Raw genomic sequence first — 24,285 nt, 5'->3', positions numbered from 1 at the left:
AATCGATTGATTACATTATGACGTATCTACGTCATGTGGGTACCTATGAACTACGTGAAGCGAAGGAGAGAAGAATGGCGACTAAGCTGTCGGAGAAAGAAATCACTGAAAAGTTGGACGCGTTGAACGAGCTCGTATCGGATGACACGCGTTGGGAACGAAGTGGAGATACTATTAAAAAGACGTTTACGTTTAAAAGTTTTATCCGTGCATTTGGGTGGATGTCGCAAATCGCAATTTGGGCGGAAAAACTGAAACATCACCCTGAATGGTTTAACGTGTATAACAAGGTAGAGGTGTCATTGACTACGCATGATGCTGATGGACTTACGGAACTCGATTTTACACTCGCTGAAAAAATGGAAAAATTTAGATAGTTTGGGTAGTTAGCTTTTTAAATAAGCTCGTATCAGTGATAATTTGTATTAACTTTGCGCATGTTGGTCAATTAAACCGCTAACAGTCAGAAAAATGAAATATTTCTCGACTTGGCACTTGTGTTGAATAAGTCTCTATGTATAATACGCCCCACGTTGAAGCGAGGCACAAAGCGCAGTCGCTACAACGTTAATTTTCTGGCGCGGGATGGAGCAGTCTGGTAGCTCGTCGGGCTCATAACCCGAAGGTCGTAGGTTCAAATCCTGCTCCCGCAACCAAAGAAAATGAACAAGATTTCAAAGCACTGCAAATGCAGTCTTTACCGTACAGTCGCGGGATGGAGCAGTCTGGTAGCTCGTCGGGCTCATAACCCGAAGGTCGTAGGTTCAAATCCTGCTCCCGCAACCAATTTGTAAAACCAGAACTAAATAATATTGCGAAAGCAATATGTAACGTACAGTCGCGGGATGGAGCAGTCTGGTAGCTCGTCGGGCTCATAACCCGAAGGTCGTAGGTTCAAATCCTGCTCCCGCAACCACTTTAAGAACCCAGCTTTTGCTGGGTTTTTTCTTTTCTGATGGTGCAGTCTGCAAACATTCTCTCGATTCAACTGATGATTAGTACAGTAATTTCTAAGAAATAATTGCCCCACTGTATAAACTAGTGTGCTAAGTTTAAGTCACGCCACCATGGAAAAATTAAATTAACAGGTAGTTTGGCCGCGTCATGATTTCTCGCTTTTTTACGTTCGAAGAACACGCCACATTAATTGAAGGCGCTTATCATTTTCCCCTTGTTATTTTGTCTCTATTAGTTGCTGTCTTTGCTTCATTTATGGCGTTTAACGTTGCAGGGCAAGCAGCTGTCACTCTAGATAAATTAAGAAGAAATACTTTATTAATTACAGGTAGCATAGCGCTAGGGGGCGGTATTTGGTCAATGCATTTTCTAGGCATGACCGCCTTTGATTTGTGTTTACCTGTCAATTACGACCCTTTTATTACTGGCCTTTCTGCAATTCCAGGCGTGGCCGCTGCTTGGGTAGCTCTGAATCTTTTGATCAAAAACCGTATAAGCGTTACCGAAGTAGTCTTAGGTGGCGTGTTGATGGGAGCTGGGATAGGCACCATGCACTACAGTGGTATGGCCGCAATGGAGATGGCGCCGCTTCTTCGCTATGACCTTAGTGTATTCGCTCTCTCTATCGTAGTTGCTGTTTGTCTGGCAATGCTATCGCTATGGATAAAGTTTGGTATTACTGCCGCGACTAAAAGCAGAAAAATGCTAGGCAAGCATGCATTACTTGCGAGTATTGTTATGGGGCTGGCCATTGCGGGTATGCACTATATTGGCATGGCTGCGGCAAGATTTGTTTTACCTCCGGGAATAGAGACGTCCGGCCAGTCGTCAAATATCGCCGTCTATCTAGCTATTTCTATTGCTATCGTGACACTGGTGCTTATTACCATGGTGTTGGGGATTAGCCTTTTATTTAAATATCGCGATGTCATGTTACGAGCAATAGAGAGTGAACGAATTCAAAGTGCGATTACAGACACTGCTGTCGATGCGATTCTCACTGTGGATGATAAGGGTATCATCAAAACCGCTAACCCAGCTGTAGAGCAAATCTACGGCTACACGCAACAAGAAATTATTGGCATGAAGGCGGTCGAAATGATCCCTCATGACAGGCGATATTTGTATGGCGACGACTTTTTTAGCCAGCGCGTAGTGCCTACAGAACAAATAATTGGTACCGGGAGAGAAGTAGAAGTTCTTAGAAAAGGTGGTGAGCGGATACCAGTGCGCCTAGGCGTAGGCTATACCAAAATAGACGGTAAGCCAGTATTTGTTTCCTTTGCTTCGGACCTTAGAAAACGCAAAGAAATCGAAGATGCGTTGCGTGAGAGTGAGGCTAAATTTAGAAGTTTAATTTCAAATATCCCGGGTATGGCCTATCGATGTTTAAATATGCCGGGCTGGCCTATGGTTTTCGTAAGTGACGCTGTGTTTGACATTACTGGTTATTCACCCAGCGACTTCGTATTACCAAACCCAACACGTTCGTTTACCGACCTCTATCATCCCGATGACATTGAGCGAATCTCTAATGCTAATTCTGAACAAGATGCCTTTTCTTATGAATATCGCATTATAGCTAAATCAGGTGAAGTGAAGTGGGTAACAGAGCATGGCACTCATGTGAAAGATAGTGATGGCAGTACCCTTTATGTCGATGGTTTTATATCAGACATAACCCAAAGGCGGGTAATGGAGGATGAGTTAAAATCTGCGAAAGACAAAGCTGAACAAGCCGCTGCAGCGCGCACAGCGTTTCTCGCCAATATGAGTCACGAAATTCGTACTCCTATGAACGCGATTATTGGGTTTAGCGACTTGATGCTAGGGGAGTCTTTACGTGAAGAGCAGAAATCTCATTTAACAACGATAAATCGTTCTGCTCGTTCATTGCTACATCTTCTTAACGACATACTCGATAGCGCAAAGCTGGATAAAGGTAAGCTTGACTTAGATTATCGCGACTTTCTTATTAGAGAAGAGTTAGATTTGGTTGTTTCCACTTTTTGGCTAGAAGCTAAGCGTAAGAAGGTTGGATTAATCCTAAATGTCGATTCTTCAGTGGCTAATGGTTACAGAGGCGTGCCAGAACGAATGCGGCAAGTCCTCAATAACCTAATCGGTAACGCTGTTAAATTTACTCATGAAGGTGAGGTGTCGATTAACGTAAGAGGTGACGATAAGTTTGTCTATTTTAGTGTGTCAGATACCGGCATTGGTATGACGCAAGAGCAAGTAGAACGTGTTTTCGACCCGTTTTCACAAGCGGACGCATCGATGAGTAGGAAATATGGAGGCACTGGCCTTGGTACCACCATTTCTAAACAGCTTGTCGAGTTGATGGGCGGAAATATCTGCGTCACCAGTGAACAAAGCAAAGGCACCACCTTCACCTTTAGGTTGCCATTAGAAGCGGTTGAAGTCAGCGAATATACGCCTGACACTGTAGAGTCGACTACATCCCAAATTCAATCAACATTAAACGTATTAGTGGTCGATGATGTACAACAAAATGTTGAACTCTTGTCATTGCTCCTCACTCGAGCAGGACACCAGGTTGATACTGCTACCGATGGTTTTCAGGCGTTAGAAAAAATGGAGTCAGCTTCGTTTGACGTCGTTTTAATGGATTTGCAAATGCCTAAGTTAGACGGTTTAGAGGCAGCAAAACAACGACGTAAGTTCGAGAGAGAACACCAGTTGCCCCCGACGCCTATCATTGCGCTTACCGCGAGTGTTTTAGTACAGGATAAGCACGCTGCGCAACAAGCTGGTATGGAAGGGTTTGCCAACAAACCAGTAGAATTTAGCTTACTTATGGAAGAAGTCGCGCGGGTGCTTAAACTCGATACTTTTATTGACACTGATACGGGAAAAGAAAAAGAGCTAGATTCAGCCTTTAAAGCCGATAAGTCTGTTTTAGATATAAAAAAAGCAATTGACTTGTGGGGCAGCGAAGAGGTCGTGTTACAGGAAGTGGATAAATTCTCTACAACAAGTCGACACAAGATAAATGAATTGATGAGCGCGGCTATTAGAGAAGACTATAAAGCGGTGGCATCGTTTTCTCATGGCTTAAAAGGTACCTCGGGTAACCTTTGCTTAACCACCTTTTTCCATATCACCAAAGAGATAGAAGCGAGTGCGCTGAAATCAATCATTGATATTGAACAAATCAATCAACTGCGCCACGCGCTAGATAAGATCGAAACGATGTTGAGTGAATCGCCGTTATACGCGGAAAACGCAATAAATGAAAGTATAGACAATGCTTTGCTCCTCAGTCATCTAGAAGCTATGCTCAGTAGTGTCGAGCAAAATATGGTGGATGAAGCGGAGCTGTCTTTTTTAAAAGAAATAGGGTGTTCAAATCACAGTGAGCAAATTGGTCAAATTCTCTTAGATATAGATGACTTTGAGTTTGAATTGGCGCACGAACACATTTCTTCATTAATACAAGAACTAAAGTAGCCCAGAGATACGGCATGTTAGAGATTGAAGTTAAAAAACCTACTTTACTAGTTGTTGATGATGAGCCTGTAAATTTAAGGGTTTTAAAGCAACTTTTAGCATCAGAGTACCAGCTTGTATTTGCTAGAAACGGTGAAGAAGCGTTAAAGCTTACTGAGGCTAGACAGCCAAATTTAATATTACTTGATGTAATGATGCCGGGACTGACTGGGTTTGAGGTATGTCGTCAACTTAAAAAGCAGTCGAGTACCAAGCATATTCCTGTTATTTTTGTCACGGCTTTGAACGATGAGCATGAAGAAACGGAAGGGTTCGATGCTGGTGCTGTGGATTACATTACTAAGCCCATTTCACCAGCAATTGTGAAAGCGCGGGTCAAAACTCACCTAAGTTTAGTACAAGCTGATGAGCTTCTAGATAGCCGATTACAGGTTGTTCAGCGTTTAGGTAAGGCTGCAGAATATAAGGATAATGAAACGGGCATGCACGTCATGCGGATGAGTCATTATGCTAAAGAGTTGGCGTTAGCTTATGGGTTAACAGAAAAGCAGGCTGAAACATTGCTTCATGCTGCACCTATGCACGATATTGGCAAAATCGGTATTGCTGATAGCATTATGCTTAAACCCGGTAAGCTCACCGATGAAGAGTTTGCTACTATGAAGCACCACCCAGAAATTGGCGCAGAGATTATCGGTGATTGCGGCAATTCTTTACTACTAAAAGTGGCAAAGTCAGTGTCACTCACTCACCATGAAAAATGGGATGGGACAGGGTACCCCAACGGACTTGCCGGAGAGAATATTCCCATTGAGGGACGCATTTGTGCCATTGCCGATGTGTTCGATGCGCTTACCAGTAAACGGCCTTACAAAGACGCGTGGAGTATAGAAAAAACCGTCGAATTTATGGAGAGCCAGAAGGGTAAGCATTTCGAACCAAGACTGGTCGAACTAATGATAGAGATTATGCCTAAAATTCTCGACATAAAAGCCAAGTTTAAAGATGAGAACTAACCGCTAAGTCTTTTCGCTGTTGCTTAATGTGCCGCCTATACGTATAATGTGCGCATTAAGTGATGAGAGCGGGCTCCCTCATTAAAGGAAAGTAACGCACTTATTATTAGCAAGCTATCACCTATCGGTGGTCTTACCCATAAGTTTGCAACTGCCTATGTTGGCAGGTATGGGTTCAGAATTTTAATAAAAGCCCCGCTAGTCCGGGGCTTTTTGTTGTATTAAAACCTGGAGTCAGCCTCGCTGAGCCGGGTGATGACAGGTGGGCTTTAGGCCCTTTTTTCGTTTTTGGAGGTTTGCATTGGCAAAACTTGAAGAGAAACTAACCGAAATGCTAGAGCCAGGTGTAGAAGCACTGGGCTTTGAACTGGTTGGTATCGAGTTTGTACGAGCGGGGAAGCATTCAATTCTTCGCGTTTTTATTGATCATGAGAACGGTATTACCGTAGATGATTGTGCAGATGTAAGTCATCAGGTTAGCGCAATATTGGACGTTGAAGATCCAATTAGCACTGAATATAACCTTGAAGTGTCATCACCAGGTATGGACAGACCGCTTTTTAAAGAAAAGCATTACATTGAGGCTGTGGGTGAAGTGGTTCAAGTTCGATTGTCTATGCCAATGGATGACCGACGTAATTTTAAAGGCAAAGTACTTGCGTGTGAAAACGGCATTGTAAGTATTGAAGTGGATGGCCAGCAGTTCCAGTTAGCTGTGGCGAATATCGAAAAAGGTAACGTTGTTCCCACGTTCGATTAACGGAACAGCTCTGCTTTCATCGACGAAAGCATAAGAGAGGCGAAAATGAATAAAGAAATTTTGTTAGTGGCGGAAGCCGTTTCAAATGAAAAACAAGTGCCTAGAGAGAAGATTTTTGAAGCGCTAGAATATGCAATTGCTAGTGCGACCAAAAAGAAAAACGAAGGCGAAATCGAAGTTCGTGTTAGCATCGACAGAACTTCTGGTGACTTTGATACATTCCGTCGCTGGATGGTTATTCCAGATGATCAAGAGCAAGAAAATCCATTTGCTGAAATTACGCTATCTGCGGCGCAAATCGACGAGCCAGAGATACAACTTGGCGATTATGTGGAAGAACAGATTGAATCTATCAAATTCGACCGCATAACTACGCAGACCGCTAAGCAGGTTATCGTACAAAAAGTGCGCGAAGCTGAGCGTCAGCAAATGATTGCTGAATACGAAGACAAAGTGGGTGAGCTGGTTACAGGTACAGTTAAGAAAGTAAACCGCGATAATATCATTATCGATTTGGGTAATAACGCAGAAGGCGTTATCTACCGCGATGATATGCTTCCTCGTGAAACTTTCCGTCCGGGTGACCGAGTACGTGGTCTTCTTTACGTTATCCGTCCAGAGGCACGTGGTGCACAGCTATTTATTAGCCGTACTCACCCAGACATGCTAGTTGAACTATTCCGATTGGAAGTACCTGAAATTGCAGAAGAGACGCTTGAAATTAAATCAGCAGCTCGCGATCCAGGTTCACGTGCAAAGATTGCCGTTAAAACTAACGACAAGCGTTTAGACCCAGTAGGTGCTTGTGTGGGTATGCGTGGTTCACGCGTACAAGCGGTATCGGGCGAACTTGGCGGAGAGCGTGTTGATATCGTGCTATGGGACGAGAACCCAGCGCAATTCGTTATCAATGCAATGGCACCCGCTGAAGTTGCTTCTATCGTTGTTGATGAAGACAGCAACAGCATGGACGTAGCGGTTGAAGCGGACAACCTAGCGCAAGCAATTGGCCGTAGTGGTCAAAACGTTCGCCTAGCTAGCCAGCTGACAGGCTGGGAACTTAACGTGATGACGGTTGACGACCTCAACAAGAAGCACGAAGAAGAAAACGCGAAGGTACTTGATCTATTTACTGCTGGTTTGGACATTGACGAAGAGTTTGCGTCTGTCTTGGTAGATGAAGGCTTTACAACACTAGAAGAAGTGGCATACGTGCCAGCAAGTGAACTTCTAGCGGTTGAAGGGTTAGATGAAGAAATGGTTGAAGAGCTGCGCAATAGAGCGCGTGCTTTCTTAACTACGCGTGCACTTGCGAACGAAGAATCGCTTGAAGGTGCAGAACCTACAGAAGCCTTATTAAATCTTGAAGGTATGAGTAAACACGTGGCTTATGTGTTGGCCAGCCGCGGTGTTACTGACCTGGAAGAATTAGCAGAACAAGGTACCGATGATATCAGTGATATCGATGAACTAGACGAAGAGAAAGCCGGGGCGTTAATCATGGCGGCTCGTAATATCGTATGGTTCAGTGAAGAAGAGTAAGGTCAACAGGGGGAAAATTACGTAATGGCAGATGTATCTATTGAAAAGCTCGCCAGCGACATTGGTACGACCGTTGACCGATTGGTTGGCCAGTTTAAAGACGCGGGTATCTCTAAGAGTGCCGGCGATCAGGTAAACGAAGACGAGAAACAGAAACTATTGGATCATTTAAGTAAGCAACACGGCAGCGCAGCTGAACCAACGCGTATGACACTTAAGCGTAAGACTACAAGCACGTTGAGTGTTGGTAAGTCTAAAGAAGTGAAAGTTGAAGTACGCAAGAAGCGCACATACGTTAAACGCAGCGACGTTGAAGAACAGCAGCGTCAAGCGGAAGAAGAAGCGAAGCGTCTTGAAGAAGAGGCTCGTTTGAAGCGCGAAGCAGAAGAGAAAGCAGCCGCTGAAGCGAAGAAAGCCGCTGAAGAAAAAGCACGTAAAGCAGAAGAAGCGAAGAAAGCCGCTGACGAAGAGCGTGCACGTCGTGCGGAACAAGCTAAGAAAGAAGCTGAAGCGCGTAAAGCAGACGAGCCAGAGCTAACTGAAGCTGAAAAAGCGGAAGCAGAAGCAGCGCGTCAGGAAGAAGAGCGTCTGCGTAAAGCGCAGGAAGAAGAAGCGCAGAAGAAACTTGAAGAAGACGCGAAAAAGGCGGCTGACGAAGCGCGTAAGCTTGCTGAAGAAAATGAGCGTCGCTGGAAAGAAGAAGAAGAGCGTCGTAAGAAAGCAGAAGCAGAAGAAGTTCACTTGCACTCTAACCGCTATGCTCAAGAAGCAGAAGACGAAGAAGACATGCAGGTTGAGCGCTCTTCACGCCGTCGTCGCAAATCTAAGAAAAACGCTGGTGAGCATCTTAAGCAAGGCTTTAACAAGCCTGCAGCTCCAGTTGAGCGCGTTGTTAAGCTTGGCGCAACCATCACGGTAGGTGAACTGGCAAGTAAACTTGCTATTAAGTCTAACGAAGTTATCAAAACGATGATGAAGATGGGCGAGATGGCTACTATCAACCAAGTACTAGACCAAGATACTGCGGTACTTGTTATCGAAGAGATGGGTCACAAGTACGAGCTTGTTAACGACAATGCCCTTGAAGACGAATTGCTAGCAGACGGCACAGACGGCGAGAAATCGACACGTGCACCTGTTGTAACCATTATGGGTCACGTTGACCACGGTAAAACATCACTACTTGACTACATTCGCCGTGCGAAAGTAGCAGATGGTGAAGCCGGTGGTATTACCCAGCATATCGGTGCTTACAAAGTACAAACAGATAACGGTGAAATCACTTTCCTAGATACACCTGGACACGCTGCGTTTACTGCAATGCGTGCTCGTGGTGCTACCGCTACGGACATCGTTATTCTTGTTGTTGCTGCAGATGACGGCGTAATGCCGCAAACGAAAGAAGCGGTACAGCACGCCCGTGCTGCTGGTGTACCTCTTATCGTTGCAGTGAACAAAATGGATAAAGAAACAGCGGATCCAGACCGCGTTAAAACTGAGTTATCTCAACTAGAAGTTATCTCAGAAGAGTGGGGCGGAGAACACCAGTTCTGTAACGTTTCTGCGAAAACGGGTATGGGCGTCGACGAGCTTCTTGATGCTATCGTTCTTCAGGCAGAATTACTTGACCTTAAAGCGGTAGCTGAAGGCTCTGGTCGTGGTATTGTTATCGAATCTCGTCTTGATAAAGGTCGTGGTCCGGTAGCGTCAGTACTTGTACAGGAAGGTCAACTACTGGCTGGTGACATTCTACTATGTGGTGAAGAGTACGGTCGTGTTCGTGCAATGCGCGACGAAAACGGCAAAGAGATTAAGGTTGCAGGACCTTCAACGCCGGTAGAAGTACTTGGTCTTTCAGGTGTTCCAGTAGCGGGTGAAGATGCTGCAGTTGTTAAAGACGAGCGTAAAGCTCGTGAAGTAGCAGCGAAGCGCCATCAGAAGAAACGCGAACTTAAACTTGCTCGTCAGCAAAAAGCGAAACTTGAAAACATGTTTGCGAACATGGAATCAGGTGATGTAAGCGAACTTAACATCGTACTTAAGGCTGACGTACAGGGCTCTGTAGAAGCGATTTCTGAGTCACTGGTTAAGCTTTCTACTTCTGAAGTAAAAGTGAACATTGTAGGTAGTGGTGTAGGTGGAATCACCGAAACTGACGCAACCCTTGCGGCTGCATCAGGCGCTATCGTATTAGGCTTTAACGTTCGTGCCGATGCAACAGCACGTCGCGTATTGGAAGCTGAAGAAATTGACTTACGTTACTACAGCGTTATCTACCACCTAATTGACGAAGTGAAAGCGGCCATGAGTGGTATGCTTGCGCCAGAGTTCAAGCAGGAAATCATTGGTCTTGCCGAGGTACGTGATGTATTCAAATCACCAAAACTAGGTGCAATCGCGGGCTGTATGGTTACTGAAGGTAACGTTAAGCGTAGCAATCCAATCCGTGTACTTCGTGAAAACGTAGTAATTTACGAAGGTGAGCTAGAATCACTGCGTCGCTTTAAAGACGACGTACAAGAAGTACGTAACGGTATGGAATGTGGTATCGGCGTTAAGAACTACAACGATGTAAAAGTAGGCGACCAAATTGAGGTCTTCGAAATCGTTGAGGTTAAACGCGAAATTTAATTGCCTTAGTTAATTCGGCATGTGAAAAACGGGGGCCGAGTGCTCCCGTTTTTGTCTGTATAATGTATACAGTCTCAAGCATGTCCTACGTTGAATAAGGAAAGGAGAGTACAATGGCTCGTGAATTTTCACGTACCGACAGAGTGGCTCAGCAAGTTCATAAAGAAGTAGCGAGCATTCTGCAAAACGAATATAAACACCGTGTCGGCGATATGCCTTTAATCACGGTTTCTGATGTAGATGTATCGCGCGACCTCGCCCACGCGAAAATCTTTGTAACTATCTACAACAGCACTGAAGAAGAGGGCAAAGCGCAAATCAAGCAGCTAGCTGAATACAAAAAGTTTATTCGCAGTATCCTTGCCAAGCGCATTCGCATGCGTTCAGTGCCAGACCTTCATTTTTTTGAAGATAAATCGATTGTTGAAGGTATGCGCATTTCTAATCTTGTGTCACAGACCATCGCTAAAGATGAGTCGAAGCGCGATGAAGACGATTCACAAGAGCAGGAGTAGATGGCAAGACGTCGTAAGGGCCGTGATATTAACGGCATAGTATTGCTTGATAAACCGCTTGGTGGATCATCTAACCAACTATTACAGAAAGTACGTTGGCTGTATAAGGCGACCAAAGCTGGGCACACTGGCGCGCTTGACCCGTTAGCTAGCGGTATGCTGCCGCTGTGTTTGGGTGAAGCTACCAAGTTCTCACAGTTTCTTTTGGATGCGGAAAAGACCTACGAGGTTACGGCGCAACTTGGCGTGCGCACAACCACGTCTGACGCTGACGGTGAAGTGGTAGAAGAGAAGCCCGTTGAAGTCACTGAAGAGCGAGTACGTAAGGCATGTTTAGCGTTTTTAGGTAAGAGTAAACAAATTCCTTCTATGTTTTCTGCGCTTAAACATCAAGGTAAGCCACTTTATCACTATGCGCGTCAAGGCATAGAGATTGAGCGTGAACCCCGTGATATTGAAGTGTATGAACTTGACGTACTGCGAATCGAACTACCTTTTGTGGATATGCGCATTAAGTGCAGCAAAGGTACCTATATTCGCTCTATCGTGGATGATTTAGGTCAGAACCTTGGCTGTGGTGCTTATGTAACCCGTTTACATCGTACAGAAGTCGCTGACTATCCTACGGATAAAATGGTTTCGCTAGATACATTGATTGAAATTCAGGAGTCGCTCGAAGATGGTGACTTTAAAGCACTCGATGACTTGCTCATTCCTATGGATACGGCTGTCAGTCGTCTGCCTTTTGTAACTATTAACGATGCGGAAAGAAACCGCTTTGATAATGGTCAATCGGTTAAAGGCAAGTGCTGCGAGGCGCTTAGTGAAGGCACGTCTTACCGCGTTTATCACGGCGTTGATACCAGTGGTATTTTTCTCGGCGTAGGGGAAGGGGTGCTTGACCCGAAAGATCAAGGTACACCCAAACAAGAAGTGTTTGTTAACCCTAAGCGACGGGTTGTTTATTCATAGACGTTGCGCCTGTAAATAAAGACGGTTTATGGCTTGCTAAGTCTGTAAACGTCATTATAATACGGCGCTCATTCCGCTTTGCTGAATTAGTGATCGGCGAAGCATAAATTTTAGGAGAATGATATGTCACTAACTAAAGCAGAAACCGCGAAAATCATTGCTGAGTACGGCGTAAAAGAAGGCGACACTGGTTCACCAGAAGTTCAAGTTGCTTTGCTTACTCATAACATCAACAAGCTTCAAGGTCACTTTGCTGATCATAAGAAAGATCACCACTCTCGTCGTGGTCTTCTACGTATGGTTAGCCAACGTCGTAAGCTTCTAGACTACCTTAAAGGCAAGAACGCTGAGCGTTACCTTGACCTAATCAAGCGTCTAGGTCTACGTCGATAAGACTAGGTTTCAAGAAAAGCGCCCAATGGGCGCTTTTTTTTCATCCAGTGATCACTGATAAAGACTTTCCTTCGAAATACTCCAATGCTGCATCACTTTGATTTTTCAATTTTCCTTAAATGTTGCTTCTTATCTTCATACATCCTTTCATCAGCTATATGAATAAGTTCTTCTAACGTCTTTCCCTCTGAAGGATAGCTTGCATGCCCGATACTGACCCCTACGCTAAATTCCCCTTGTGCGGTAGTGATAGGCTGAGTCAGTGTCTTAAATAGCCGCATCGCTATCCGCTCAGTGTCGTATTCTTTACTAAGTTCAGTGACCACAACAATAAATTCATCACCACCCACACGCGCGGCAATGTCGTATGAACGGCACAAAGCTTTTAGCCTTTGTGCGAGCTCTACAAGTACCTCATCGCCAAGGGCATGACCATATTCATCATTGAGAGGTTTGAAGCGGTTAAGGTCGAGATAGAATAAGGTACAAATCTTTGTGTTTCTTTCTAGCCGGGGAAGTTCATTGCGCATATAAGTAGATAACGCCAATCTATTGGCAAGCCCCGTTAAGGTGTCGCTATTAGCATGCTTTTTAATTTTTTTCTCGGCTTCTATTTGCTCAGTAATGTCAACGTTAATACCGAACATCTTACTACCTTCAACGCGGCCGTATGCTTTAACGTGACGATATTGCTCTTTTAAGGCTTTAATTCTATACGTTGCTTCAAAAGAAGATTTTTCCAATACTGCTTTCTCAATTTTTTTCTTTACGCTATCGACATCATTAGGATGGACTGAGTCCTCCCAATCACTAAACAGCCCATTAAATTGGTTTTGGGTAATATTGTAAATGTTGTGCATCCACTCATTCCAAATAAGAACGTTAGCGCGGATGTCCCACTCCCAAACACCGATGCGTGCGGCATCCGCAGCCATAGACATTCTGCGATTAAGCGTCTTGAGTTCGTATTGAGCTTCACGCCATTTTGTGACATCTTCAGAGAGGGATAAAATAAATTGTGCGTCACCGTAACTATCATCTATAACAATTTTTTTGGTGTGCAAATAGCGCATTCTACCGCCGATATAAAGTCGATAATCATGTGCGTTTTGCTTCTTAGCACTTAATAGTAATTGCTTATCATCAGTAACAAACGCCTTCGCTTCTTTTTCTTCAAAGATATCAAAGTCAGTTAGCCCTATTAATGATGCTTTATCAATTCCCAATAGCTCACTTCCTGCATCGTTAACATGCGTGATAGAAAGCGTCTGAGCGTTTTTTACTAGCAGCATATTGGGTAGGGCGTCAAACACGGTTTGTGCAAAAACTTCTTGGTTTTTTACATCCGATAGGTCTTTAATCGTACACATATAAGCGATATGGTTGCCTGGTAATTGATTAACTTTCAGAGAAAGAGGGAATACTTTTCCATTTTTTCTCATGCCATCAAACGTGAAGGGGGCGCTATGCGCTACGCTGTTATTTGCCCCTTTCTTTAAACGAACAATTAGCGATTCAGTCGTGTGTTCACAAGGACTAATAAGTTCTCTTATATGCACCGACTGTGTAGTAAGGTCACCCAAGCCGAACATGTTTGATGCGACCGGGTTTGCAAACTCAAGTAAGCCCGAATTATCGAAAGTAATAACGCCATCTTGTACGGTGTTTAGTACGGCGTTGTAGCGCTCAAGTAATAAGGTGCGGGTACGAAGTTCAATAAACACTAAGATAGCAAATGCAAATAGCGTGACCATTAGCATAACTAAATAAACTAGATTTTTGGTTTCAGGTTCTTGCAGTAACCTTGTCTCGGGAAGGGCGTAGACGTGCATAGACAGCATACCAGTATAGTGCATGCCGGAGATTGCGCTTCCCATAATGATTGCCGGTACGATTTGTTTAGTGATTCGAAGCTGCGCTGTCGTCACATATTCATGGGTTTTTAATGCAATGCCGGCTAACCCAATGGCGACCACAATCGACAAAGAGAAATACCAACCGTTGTAAACCATAGCGGCGTCCATTTGCATCGCCATCATGCCAATGTAGTGCATGCTGCCTATGCCTAACCCCATATAGATGCTGCGAAGCCAAAGCGTATTTTTTTTATAAGGTAACTTACCCATAACAACAACGCTTGCGAGGATTGCAGGAAAAACGGATAGCAGAGTAATAAAGGGGTCGTAAGAGACCACTAGCGGAAGTTGATAGGCAAGCATGCCAACAAAGTGCATGGACCAAATACCAAAGCCCAAAAAGCATGCGGATGCTAGCGACCAATAAGCCCGCTCATTTTGCAGTTCTGTCTGCGCCATCTTAGCGGCAAGCACGAAGGAAATAAGCGATGCTGATATGGCTATAAAAACAGAGACCAGTAAGAAAAATACATCGTAGGTAGCTAGAATTTCAGTACTAGGGGGAAAGTCTGCTACTGAGAAAAAATGATAATGTCCGTGTTTCAAGGCGTAATAAGGCTAAATTAGAGACTACTACTAAATGTAGTAGTTTCACTTATTTACGCAACTCTTCTTTCTCTGCGGTCTTAGTTGATGAGCGAACGGCATTTTGCATAGTCTTTAATTCGCGCTCCGTTAAGTTACGCCATTGTCCTGGCTTTAACGACCCGAGTTCTAAATGCATAATGCGTGTTCGTTTTAGTTTGGTGACCTCGTAGCCCAAAAACTCACACATCCTGCGTATCTGACGATTAAGCCCTTGGGTAAGAATAATAGTGAATGTGTTTTTGCCAGTCGGTTTAACCACACAAGGTTTTGTCACCGTGCCCAAAATTGGGACGCCACGGGCCATACGCTTTACAAACCGCTCACTAATTGGTTGGTTAACCGTTACTTCGTATTCTTTGTCGTGCGCATTTTCAGCGCGTAATATTTTATTAACGATATCGCCATCGCTAGTGAGTATGATGAGTCCTTCGGAAGGCTTATCCAACCTACCTACGGGAAATATACGTGCTTTGTGGCCAATCGCGTCTATGATGTTTCCTTTAACATGCCGCTCTGTAGTACAGGTTATCCCTATAGGCTTGTTATAAACAATATAGACCCTGTCTGATTTATCCTTAGCTACCGCACCCACTACTTTTCCATCTACTTTGACAATATCGCCGACGCCAATTTTGGTGCCAAGCTCAGGGGGCTTGTTATTCACCGTAACGCGCTTTTGCTCAATGAGTTTATCCGCTTCTCGGCGTGAACATAGGCCTGTGTCGCTAATATATTTATTCAATCGTTTAGGCGCTTGGTCACTCATTGCGCAGTATGTCCTGTCTTATTCTGGGGAAAGCGGTAATGGTATCACGACAAAAAGAAAGGGGCGATTCACCCCTTTCTTTTTCCTGGATTTATCTGGCGTAGCTATACATCGCCGTTCGTTTTGAAAACAAAAAGCCATTAGGTTGTAGGTAGTTTAACTGCCAGCAGGAGAAGGAGGGGAGCCCGCGCCGCCACTGGCACTGCCGCTTGATACTATTTTGGTGGCGATGTCGCGGATCTCGTTTTCTAAACTGGTAATGCGACCAGATAAGGTTGTGTTGCGCTGCTCCAATACTGATAATTTATCGGTAAGATTACGCACACGCTGCTGAGCACTTTGTTTATCGCTAGTTGCTTGTTCTAGTTGAACATTAACGGCTAGTAGCTCATCAGCTAGTGATGCTAGCTGATTTTTAACAGAGCCAATTGCTGCAGCCTGAGTTTTGACATCATCAGAAACGGCACTGACATTTTTATTCATTGCAGTCTGAACATTGCCAACACGGTCACCAAGGTCAGCAATTTCTTTTTGATTGCGACGCCATGCGGAAGCCCAAAGCTTATCCATTTGCTCCCAAAGCTCATTGGTCTTGTTCGACAATTCAGTAACTTTGACTTGTAAAGCAACGGTAGATTCACCGATCTCTTCGCCCGTTGCAGAAAGCTTGTTCTCTAGCTGCACAATGCGCTTTTCGGCTTGCTCAGCCACAGCTTTTTGCTGTTCAAGCATAGTGTATAAGTAGTAACAACCGCCACATGCGGCTAAAGCAATAAAGGCAACTAATACAACCCAGATTCCATTGCCGCCCCCACTATTTGAAGGCTGGCGATTGGTTGAAGGGGAAGATGATGGTGTTGCCGCCTTTGCTGGGGCCGCTTGTCTTTTAGTCTGATAGTCTCGACGGTCTTCTTCATCCAATCTGATAGTTGGAAATTCATCGTTTTTCGAATTATTTGCCATAATAAATTAATAATCTCTTTATGTTGCGCCCTCTTTACAAAACCCATATGTCTTGTTTTAAAGAGAAGAGAGCCCATTATTTTTTGCGCGCAGTTTCATGTTATCGCTAAATCGAAGGAAATTCTATGGCTTATGTAGAATGCTAACTTTCCATAAGCTAAAGAAGCTGGAGTTTGTTTAAAACCAGCATTTTTCATTGATAGAAACCTTATCAGTTTTTATCGCCAATCCATTCAACCCGATAAAGATCACGACGGCGGTCGAGATAGTTTCGTACCGAGCCCTCATTTTGAAGCTTAGTGAGTTTATCTAGGTCTAAATCAACGATTAGCGTCATCTCTGTATTTGGTGTCGTCTCTGATACAATTGCATCGTGGGGAAACGCGAAATCACTAGGTGAAAACACGGCGGTCTGCCCATACTGAATATCCACATTATCTACTTTAGGCAAGTTACCAACGCTACCAGCAATAGCTACATAGCATTCATTTTCAATAGCTCTTGCCTGTGCACAGCGGCGAACCCGTAAATAACCATTCTTTGTGTCTGTCCAAAACGGCACAAATAAAATCTGCATCTCTTGGTCGGAAAGAATGCGCGCCAGTTCGGGAAATTCCACGTCGTAACAAATTAGAACGCCGATTTTCCCAAAATCGGTATCAAAAGTCTTCAGACTATTACCACCCTTCATTATCCAGTCCTCTTTTTCATGAGGAGTTGGGTGAAGTTTGTATTGGCTCTCAATTGTTCCGTCACGCTTGCATATGTAGCTAACGTTATAGAGTTGTTCTTCTTCCACCACAGGCATAGAGCCAGCGATAATCGTAATATTGTACGACACCGCTAAATGAGATACAGCAGTTAAAATTTCATCGGTATAAGTGGCTAAATGCCAAATAGCGTCAATCGATGAATCCGATGGACTAAGACCCATAAGTGGCGCATTGAAAAATTCAGGGAATAAGGCCACGTCGCATGAATAGTCAGATAGTGCGTCAACGAAGTATTCGACCTGTTGTAGTAGTTCTTCTACATTATTGAAATAGCGCATTTGCCACTGAATACAACCTATGCGCGCACTCGATTTTCTGCTGGCGATTAATGAAGGCGTGCCCGGCTCGTAGTAAATGTTATGCCATTGAAGTAGTGTAGCGTAACCTTTTGATGCTTCATCTTCAGGAAGGTACGCGGTCATTACTTGCTTTACTTCAAAGCCGTTTGACAGTTGAAACGTTAAAATAGGGTCGTAAATATCCTTAAGCTTTACTTGTTCGATGTACTCATAAGGCGACAATTCATTCGCATAGTTTCTATAGTTGGGTATGCGACCCCCAGCCATAATTGATTTTAAATTTAAGTTTCTACACAGCTCTTTTCGCGCTTCGTATAACCGTCTACCTAAACGAAGACCTCGGTATTCTGGGCAAACAATAACTTCTACGCCGTAAAGCACATCACCATTTGGATCGTGAGTCGTAAGGTAGGCATCGCCGGTTATCTCATCGTAACTATGCTTATCACCAAACTGGTCGTAATCCACGATAACTGAAATGGCGAAGGCAACCACTTTGCCTTTATCTTCTATACATATTTGGCCTTCTGGAAACGTGGTGACTTGTGCTTTGTAATTAGAGTAAGGCCAGGCGCCGCCAACGTTTGCGTATACCTTGTCCATCAACCCTTTTACATCGTTATAGTCGTCCAGTCTTAAGTTTCTTAAGTCCAGATGGTGTTCCGTTTCTTCTATTTGTGTTTGGTCTTGACTCATGGGGTACTCTTTTTCCTAAAAACTATGATAAATACTTCTGATACGTGCATCGTGTATGTTTCTACTTAACCGCCTTGTCATGGTTTTTTCAACTGTTAAATGTAGTCCTCGTGCTCTTACCGCAAAGGCGAAGGTAACAAGTAAAAGGCGGCTCGCTGTGAAGCAAAAGTCATTAAAATACATACCTTGGCTTACTCATTGATCTTATTTTTTTAAATTTCTCTTTAGTTATTGATTTAGCCTCTCTTTAGCGGAGTTTACTCACGAACTGATTAAATAAGGTTAGCAAGAAACGTGCGAATTCTTTAACCGTCAAAACGATAAATAATTTTTCTGTTATCGATAAAAAAATAGCGCGAAAAATGTGTGGTCATGGAATTGCCACAAGGCTCAACGCCGCGTATAAGTTCGCTACTTTTTTACGTTCAAAAATTTCCTAATAACCACACGATTAGTTAACTACCTATAGGTAAAAATAGATTGATAAATAGAGAACAACTTGCGTCGTATCAGCCTCTACATGTTTTCGATGAAGCCATATTTGAAAACATCGTTGACGACCTAGTCTCAAAAGGCTTTTCTATTCAAGAGAAGGGGTTACCTGATTTTATTACACAAGCACTGTTAACTTGCCAGCGTTCAATCTCCGAAGCTGAATATAGAAAAGCGGGTATTGGTCGGGCAGAGAATTATCAGAAAGCTGAAACAGTGAGAGGGGACGAGATTTGCTGGATTACCGGTTCCTCTGAGGAAGGCGCTCTGTGGCTGTCGTGGTGTGAAGCCATGCAGCAATATATAAACCGTTCGCTTTTTATGGGGATCTTTTCTTTTGAAAGTCATTTTGCTTGCTATGAAGCAGGTAAATTTTACAAGCGCCATGTAGATGCGTTTAAAGGTCAAGACAATAGGGTGCTATCACTTGTTGCCTATCTCAACGATAGCTGGGAAGAGGCAGACGGCGGAGAATTAGTGCTGTATTTTGATGATAATGATCAAATAGGGACAAAAGTCTTACCGACAAAGGGAACATTCGTCGTATTTCTTAGCGAAGCTTTCCCTCATGAAGTCTTGCCTGCAGCAAGAACGCGCCATTCTGTGGCAGGATGGTTTAGGGTAAATGGTAGTGTTAATGACAGTATCGACCCTCCGCGCTAGTACCCAAAAACTCATACTTATGTATAATATGAATTTGCTATATATCTGTTGTGATAAAACCGTACTTTAAATTCGAGTAAGTCGTGAAGCTTAGTGATACATGCACAGACTTTGTATTTGAAGGTAGCGTCGCGCAGATAGCATAGTGTTGTCCACAATAGGTTGTCCTAACGCTATTGTGCCGCTTAGGGAAAAGATGTAGAAGTGATTGGCTAATGCTGGAAAAAATACCTGCCCCCACCCCAAGAGAAGAGCTGCATGTGCTGGTTATCGATAACCAGGGGCTAGTTCACGATGTTGTTGCATCAGCATTACACGAAATAGGAATCAAAAACGTTAGTAGCGCATTTAATGCGTTCCATGCCAAGAGATTATGTGCGGCAAGACAATACGACTTTGTATTACTAGCGTTTAATGTAAGTCACGATAAAGATGGCTTTCATCTTTTTGAAGAACTTAAGCACCTCAACCACATTAACGATACCACAACGGTCATTTTTCTCAGTGCCGAGACATCGCCTGAACTTGTTAACTGTATTGTGGAACTGCAGCCGGATGATTTCTGGGTTAAACCATTACAGCGCAATAAGATAGAGGCACGTTTAGAGTACCTAATACAAGTTCGCTTGAAACTGCACAAAATGCTGCATTGCATGCATGCTGGCGACTATTCGACGGCGATGTATTATGCAGAGCGACAGTTAAAAGACCCCTCGCTTTCAGAGTATCACACCCGTATAAAGCGCCTTATTGGTGATTGTTTACTGCAGCTTCGCGACTATGAAACGGCAGAGGATTACTTTAGAACGCTTTTGCAGAGTATGGACCACGCGTGGGTTCACATTGGTCTTACTCGTTCATTGTTGCGCCAAGATGAACTAGAAGAAGCACAGTTGTTGGTTGATGATTTACTCCAGCGTCCCGATACACGTTTCTTAACCTTTGATTTGCTCGCACAATACTTTATTGAGAAAGAGCAGTTTGATATTGCTTACGAGCAAATGAAAGAGGCAAGTCGGCTTGCGCCCCGCAATATTGAACGAAACAAGCGCTTATGGGACCTAGCCAGGCTGAATCACGATAAAGCTGGCCAGCTCTCTGCCGTGCAAAATATGGCAAAGTTTGCTAAAAACTCCATTCATGACTCACCGCAACTGACACTCAATGTTATTCGCTCCACTATCGATTTGGCTACGAGTTTAGGAAATGTGGAAGGGGAGAAATACCTCAAGCGCGCAGAAAATGAGCTTGAAGACTTAAAGCAGCAAAAAGGTATGCAGAGTCAGCTTGCTGAGCAAATAGACGTGGTGAGATCACGAGTACTATGTCTTAGAGACGAGAAGCGCGAAGCTGAAAAGTTAATGAAGGACCGTTCCGCGTCTACAGAAGGACTGTCCATGGAAGATAGTTTGGATAAGATGAAAGCCTTCCATGAGCTGGGCATGCGTGAACACTGTGTCAGCATTTTAGATAAACTGAGAAAGCAGATAGAAGGGGATACTTTCACCTCCCAGGTGGTTAATGAGTATCTTAATCAAGAGTCTATTGAGCGTACCGAGATTCAGTTTACTACTAAAGAGCTTAAGCAGATGGCGGCCATTAATTACAAAGAAAATCGCCTTATCCCGGCTTATAACAATTTAAGGCAGGCGTTGACCTTGTCACCAAAAGACAAGCAAATCGCGTTAAGTCTGCTCAAAGTCATTACTCAAATGCATCTAGACAATGGACTAAGTGAAGAACAAATGAATTCGGCGCAGCGTGCTGCCAAATTGCTATGCGCTGAAGAGTTATCGGCGACCCAAGCGGAAAAGCGGGACCAGTATATCGCTAGAATTGGCATTGAAGTGGATGATACTAATGCTGCTGACTTAGTCGGTGTCGTCGTCGCTAAAGTGTGATTTGTGACTTGGACTATTTGGTGCGCTGAAAAAGCGGGCTAAAAAGGGGCTAAGGGTAGTGCGGATACTGCTGCTCGTGTATACACAACGTCAAAATGGAAACCGAAAAAAGCTGCCTTGAATTCAAGGCAGCTTTTTTATTTTAAGAAGGGTTTAATCCTTTCTTCTGTTATTTTTTAACAGCAGTAGCACGACGGCGAAAGCCAATCGCTGCGGCTAACAGAGCAAGAATTCCTCCCATTGAGCCGCCTGAGCTGTCGTTATCGTCTTCTTCATCGTCAACAACATCTGCTTGAAGATCAAAAGTTGCGATAAACGGGTCATGATCTGAACTTCTGAACGGGCCAACGTCGGTGAACGCGTAACCATCTTCATCAGCATAATAACGAAGCGCTTGGTCGTACTGCAGCTGGTAAGCTTCAACTGAATTGATATTCCAGTGTGCACCATCGATGGCGTCTTCAAGCATGGCGTCACTTGCTAGTACGTGGTCTAAACTACCTACTTGCTCGGTACCGTAGAACCAATATGAAAAACCTTCGGCATCAAATTCTTCAGCTAAATTGTGATAGCCGAAGCTAGATTCAACGTCAACAGAGGCGCCATCGTCCATACCTGTATTTACCGCAGTAGTTATAGTGTAACCACGAGATTCAGGCGTATAGTTGGTAAGTACTGCTACAGGATCTTCGGCACTATAAGCGTTCAAGTCGCCTAAGATTATCTTACGCTCCGGCAGATTTTCATCGCTCAACGCATTGCCTAAAGTAACGGCTGCCGATACGCGAAACGCGTTACAGCTGCCCTGAATTGTTGTAACTTCAGACGGCGCTTCGGCGATGTCTTCAGCGCACTGCGAACCCTTAGACTTAAAGTGATTCACTGAAACTAGGAATGCCTTACCACTCTCGGTGTGTACAAAAGACTGAAGAAGGCTAGGGCGCATTTGTGCAAGGCTATCTTCGTCAATTTGTTGCACTGGCATATCAACAATAATAGCGTCACTTTCTGGCGTTACTACTGACGCTTTGTAAAGTAGACCTACAGTAATAGCATCAGTGCCAATTTCGCTACCATCGCTGGTGGCAACAAATGAGTATTGCTCAGTTTCACCTAGCTCAGCATTGATGGCACTAACGAGCGACTGAATAGCGCTATCATCACCGAAACCATCATTTTCAATTTCCATCAAACCAACAACATCGGCGTTAAGGTTAACAATAGCATCAACGATACGCCCTTGTTGCAATTCAAACGCCACAGCATCGTCTGCACCACGATTTTCATCATAATCGAAGGTTACATCGCCGTTTGCATCTACTTCTCCGTTGAAGTAGTTAAGCACGTTGAAAGTAGCAATCGATAGGTTGCCTTCTGTAACAGCAGGGGTCGCTTCACGACTTGATGTGACGTCAATAACCTCGCTTGGATTAATTCTATATGTGCCAAAGCTATAATTTAAAGGGCCTGACGCAGAAACCGCATCACCAACACGTATGGCGTTTGCGTAGCTGAAAGTAGGGAAATAGTTTAGCGCATCAGGGTACTGTGAGCTGCTGTTATCTTCGATAGTTAGAAGACTTGTCTCGCTCGCTTCTACCGCTGCTGTATAATCATCTGACAAAGGCGCTGCCACATCACTTGGCTGGCGTTTAATCGCGTCGCTAACTACGATTTCACCGAAGCGCCAAAGGTTGTTCGTGCTTGTTACTGTCGCATCAGTTACGCTTACTATCATGCCTTCAACTGTTTCTAGGTCAAGTTCGTAAGGCATAGATAGCTCGACTGCAGCCACAGCTTCAGCTGCACCACAATCAAGTGCAGCAACATCGCTATCCATGGCAAGGGTCGTCATGCCGTAGTTTTCTTCTACTTCACCATAAAGACGAACGATGTTACCGGTGGCAACATCGACATTGCCGTCTACGAACAAACCTTCAGAGGTTGCATCGTCAGCGTCGTAATCAGACGCTTCTTCCTGTACAAAGAAGCCGTCAGCGCGTGTGCCAGTAACTATAGCTTCGATAATAACGCTATTTCCTACTTCGGCAGAACTGCTTTCACTACCTTGAATAGCACTGATAAGTGTTGCGTCTGCGCCACAAATACCAAGCTCTACAGCAGGCTCTTCTGGTACGTCAACCACGTCGTCACCGCCACCTTCGGTGGTAAATGTACCGGCTGGGAAGGGAGTCGCCGCATCGGTATTTGTTGTAGAACCGTCAAGGGCGTCAACACCACTGTACGTCCAGTTAGATGCTTCAAAACTGCCGCCATTAGCCGATTGCCCAGATGTACGGTATGCCCACCCATCTAGGTATTCCCATGCGGTACCGCTGCCGTCTGTGTTGATATCACCAAACGTATCGATAACGCTGCCATCTTTGAAAAGCTCAATAGCGTCGTCACCATTAATCCCTAACTCTGATGTATCGTAGTCTGGTGCAGAACCAAAAAACGCGGTAAACCCGTCAATTTCTGATGCTACGTAGATATAAGAACCAGCGCTTGCAGAGGTGCCAGCTGGGAAGGTGAACTCCTCTCCATCTGTACCACCACCGTTGTTCGCTGCACCAATACCATAGGTAGATAAGTCTGCAATATCGTTAACAACGAAAAGTTCTACAGCTTTTGGAACACCGCCACTTAATGGACCGTCAATAACACCACTAATAACTAAATCGTTGGCTTGGATAGCGGTAGAAGAAAGTGCAGAGATGATTCCTGCAGATAGTAAAGTTAATGATGTTTTCACGTCATTTTCCCTTTGTAGTTTCATTATTTTTGTAAATCACAGGTACTAGTATTCTTGTTGTAAAATTCTGCAAGAGCAGAGCACTCTGTGAGGCGCAATTTTTGTATTGCTTGTTCTACCGTAGGGAAGTTTATGATTAATAGAAATAACTTAATATTATTCAAGCTGTTTCTAAAATAGCTTAAACAAAACAATAATATAAGGATTATAAGT

At 44.1% G+C, this 24,285-nt stretch carries 16 protein-coding genes and 3 tRNA genes; 14 read left to right on the top strand and 5 right to left on the bottom strand.

Going from position 1 to position 24,285, the window contains the following annotated elements:
- The first annotated feature begins 74 nt into the window (after nucleotides 1-74).
- The 12 genes from D1814_RS18850 (at nucleotide 75) to rpsO (ending at nucleotide 12,260) form a co-directional block, all read left to right on the top strand.
- Entirely contained in the window at nucleotides 75-377 is a 303-nt protein-coding gene (locus D1814_RS18850; RefSeq protein ID WP_118495175.1) for a 4a-hydroxytetrahydrobiopterin dehydratase, read from the top strand.
- Nucleotides 378-579: 202 nt separating this feature from the next.
- Nucleotides 580-656: transfer RNA gene (locus tag D1814_RS18845), tRNA-Met, on the top strand.
- Between the two features lie 53 nt (nucleotides 657-709).
- Nucleotides 710-786 (top strand) — tRNA-Met (locus D1814_RS18840).
- 53 nt (nucleotides 787-839) lie between these two features.
- Nucleotides 840-916 (top strand) — tRNA-Met (locus D1814_RS18835).
- Between the two features lie 188 nt (nucleotides 917-1,104).
- On the top strand, nucleotides 1,105-4,431 hold the full coding sequence (locus D1814_RS18830) for an MHYT domain-containing protein (RefSeq protein WP_118495174.1): 3,327 nt from the start codon (nucleotides 1,105-1,107) through the stop codon (nucleotides 4,429-4,431).
- Between the two features lie 14 nt (nucleotides 4,432-4,445).
- Complete coding sequence (locus tag D1814_RS18825; RefSeq protein ID WP_118495173.1) at nucleotides 4,446-5,447, top strand: response regulator; 1,002 nt, start codon at nucleotides 4,446-4,448, stop codon at nucleotides 5,445-5,447.
- Between the two features lie 301 nt (nucleotides 5,448-5,748).
- Entirely contained in the window at nucleotides 5,749-6,207 is a 459-nt protein-coding gene (rimP, locus tag D1814_RS18820) for a ribosome maturation factor RimP (protein WP_118495172.1), read from the top strand.
- A gap of 45 nt (nucleotides 6,208-6,252) precedes the next feature.
- Nucleotides 6,253-7,749, top strand: coding sequence for a transcription termination factor NusA (gene nusA, locus D1814_RS18815; protein WP_118495171.1), 1,497 nt, complete (start codon nucleotides 6,253-6,255; stop codon nucleotides 7,747-7,749).
- A 24-nt stretch (nucleotides 7,750-7,773) separates the two neighbouring features.
- A complete protein-coding gene (gene infB, locus D1814_RS18810) occupies nucleotides 7,774-10,380 on the top strand; it encodes a translation initiation factor IF-2 (RefSeq protein WP_118495170.1) in 2,607 nt (868 codons plus the stop codon).
- A gap of 113 nt (nucleotides 10,381-10,493) precedes the next feature.
- Nucleotides 10,494-10,895, top strand: coding sequence for a 30S ribosome-binding factor RbfA (gene rbfA, locus D1814_RS18805; RefSeq protein WP_118495169.1), 402 nt, complete (start codon nucleotides 10,494-10,496; stop codon nucleotides 10,893-10,895).
- On the top strand, nucleotides 10,896-11,867 hold the full coding sequence (truB, locus tag D1814_RS18800; RefSeq protein ID WP_118495168.1) for a tRNA pseudouridine(55) synthase TruB: 972 nt from the start codon (nucleotides 10,896-10,898) through the stop codon (nucleotides 11,865-11,867).
- A gap of 123 nt (nucleotides 11,868-11,990) precedes the next feature.
- The gene (gene rpsO, locus D1814_RS18795) at nucleotides 11,991-12,260 is read left to right on the top strand and encodes a 30S ribosomal protein S15 (RefSeq protein ID WP_012518257.1); all 270 of its coding nucleotides are present in this window, start codon (nucleotides 11,991-11,993) and stop codon (nucleotides 12,258-12,260) included.
- Nucleotides 12,261-12,352: 92 nt separating this feature from the next.
- Here rpsO and D1814_RS18790 read toward each other — a convergent pair whose 3' ends face one another.
- The 4 genes from D1814_RS18790 to D1814_RS18775 form a co-directional block, all read right to left on the bottom strand.
- Nucleotides 12,353-14,722, bottom strand: a complete 2,370-nt coding sequence (locus tag D1814_RS18790) for a diguanylate cyclase domain-containing protein (RefSeq protein ID WP_232368930.1) — start codon at nucleotides 14,720-14,722, stop codon at nucleotides 12,353-12,355.
- A gap of 49 nt (nucleotides 14,723-14,771) precedes the next feature.
- On the bottom strand, nucleotides 14,772-15,530 hold the full coding sequence (rluF, locus tag D1814_RS18785; RefSeq protein WP_118495166.1) for a 23S rRNA pseudouridine(2604) synthase RluF: 759 nt from the start codon (nucleotides 15,528-15,530) through the stop codon (nucleotides 14,772-14,774).
- A 156-nt stretch (nucleotides 15,531-15,686) separates the two neighbouring features.
- On the bottom strand, nucleotides 15,687-16,493 hold the full coding sequence (locus D1814_RS18780; RefSeq protein WP_118495165.1) for a hypothetical protein: 807 nt from the start codon (nucleotides 16,491-16,493) through the stop codon (nucleotides 15,687-15,689).
- Between the two features lie 211 nt (nucleotides 16,494-16,704).
- Entirely contained in the window at nucleotides 16,705-18,261 is a 1,557-nt protein-coding gene (locus tag D1814_RS18775) for a carbon-nitrogen hydrolase family protein (RefSeq protein WP_118495164.1), read from the bottom strand.
- 483 nt (nucleotides 18,262-18,744) lie between these two features.
- Here D1814_RS18775 and D1814_RS18770 point away from each other — a divergent pair, with 483 nt between their 5' ends.
- Both D1814_RS18770 and D1814_RS18765 read left to right on the top strand, forming a co-directional pair.
- Nucleotides 18,745-19,416: a 2OG-Fe(II) oxygenase gene (locus tag D1814_RS18770; protein WP_118495439.1), complete on the top strand. Its 672-nt coding sequence runs from the start codon at nucleotides 18,745-18,747 to the stop codon at nucleotides 19,414-19,416.
- Nucleotides 19,417-19,631: 215 nt separating this feature from the next.
- On the top strand, nucleotides 19,632-21,317 hold the full coding sequence (locus D1814_RS18765) for a response regulator (protein WP_118495163.1): 1,686 nt from the start codon (nucleotides 19,632-19,634) through the stop codon (nucleotides 21,315-21,317).
- 169 nt (nucleotides 21,318-21,486) lie between these two features.
- Here the strand turns inward: D1814_RS18765 and D1814_RS18760 are convergent, their stop codons facing one another.
- Nucleotides 21,487-24,072 (bottom strand): ExeM/NucH family extracellular endonuclease, encoded by a 2,586-nt coding sequence (locus tag D1814_RS18760; protein ID WP_118495162.1) that lies wholly within the window; start codon nucleotides 24,070-24,072, stop codon nucleotides 21,487-21,489.
- Nucleotides 24,073-24,285 lie beyond the last annotated feature (213 nt).

It is taken from the genome of Alteromonas sp. BL110 (genome assembly GCF_003443615.1).
In the GTDB taxonomy this organism is placed as follows: Bacteria; Pseudomonadota; Gammaproteobacteria; order Enterobacterales; family Alteromonadaceae; genus Alteromonas.
This window is presented reverse-complemented; position numbering and strand designations above follow the sequence as displayed.

Bases quoted from the DNA above. Each gene is read 5' to 3' on its own strand.
- D1814_RS18850 (WP_118495175.1), top strand. From the start codon at position 75: ATGGCGACTAAGCTGTCGGAGAAAGAAATCACTGAAAAGTTGGACGCG.
- D1814_RS18830 (WP_118495174.1), top strand. From the start codon at position 1,105: ATGATTTCTCGCTTTTTTACGTTCGAAGAACACGCCACATTAATTGAA.
- D1814_RS18825 (WP_118495173.1), top strand. From the start codon at position 4,446: ATGTTAGAGATTGAAGTTAAAAAACCTACTTTACTAGTTGTTGATGAT.
- nusA (WP_118495171.1), top strand. From the start codon at position 6,253: ATGAATAAAGAAATTTTGTTAGTGGCGGAAGCCGTTTCAAATGAAAAA.
- infB (WP_118495170.1), top strand. From the start codon at position 7,774: ATGGCAGATGTATCTATTGAAAAGCTCGCCAGCGACATTGGTACGACC.
- rbfA (WP_118495169.1), top strand. From the start codon at position 10,494: ATGGCTCGTGAATTTTCACGTACCGACAGAGTGGCTCAGCAAGTTCAT.
- truB (WP_118495168.1), top strand. From the start codon at position 10,896: ATGGCAAGACGTCGTAAGGGCCGTGATATTAACGGCATAGTATTGCTT.
- rpsO (WP_012518257.1), top strand. From the start codon at position 11,991: ATGTCACTAACTAAAGCAGAAACCGCGAAAATCATTGCTGAGTACGGC.
- rluF (WP_118495166.1), bottom strand. From the start codon at position 15,530: ATGAGTGACCAAGCGCCTAAACGATTGAATAAATATATTAGCGACACA.
- D1814_RS18780 (WP_118495165.1), bottom strand. From the start codon at position 16,493: ATGGCAAATAATTCGAAAAACGATGAATTTCCAACTATCAGATTGGAT.
- D1814_RS18775 (WP_118495164.1), bottom strand. From the start codon at position 18,261: ATGAGTCAAGACCAAACACAAATAGAAGAAACGGAACACCATCTGGAC.
- D1814_RS18765 (WP_118495163.1), top strand. From the start codon at position 19,632: ATGCTGGAAAAAATACCTGCCCCCACCCCAAGAGAAGAGCTGCATGTG.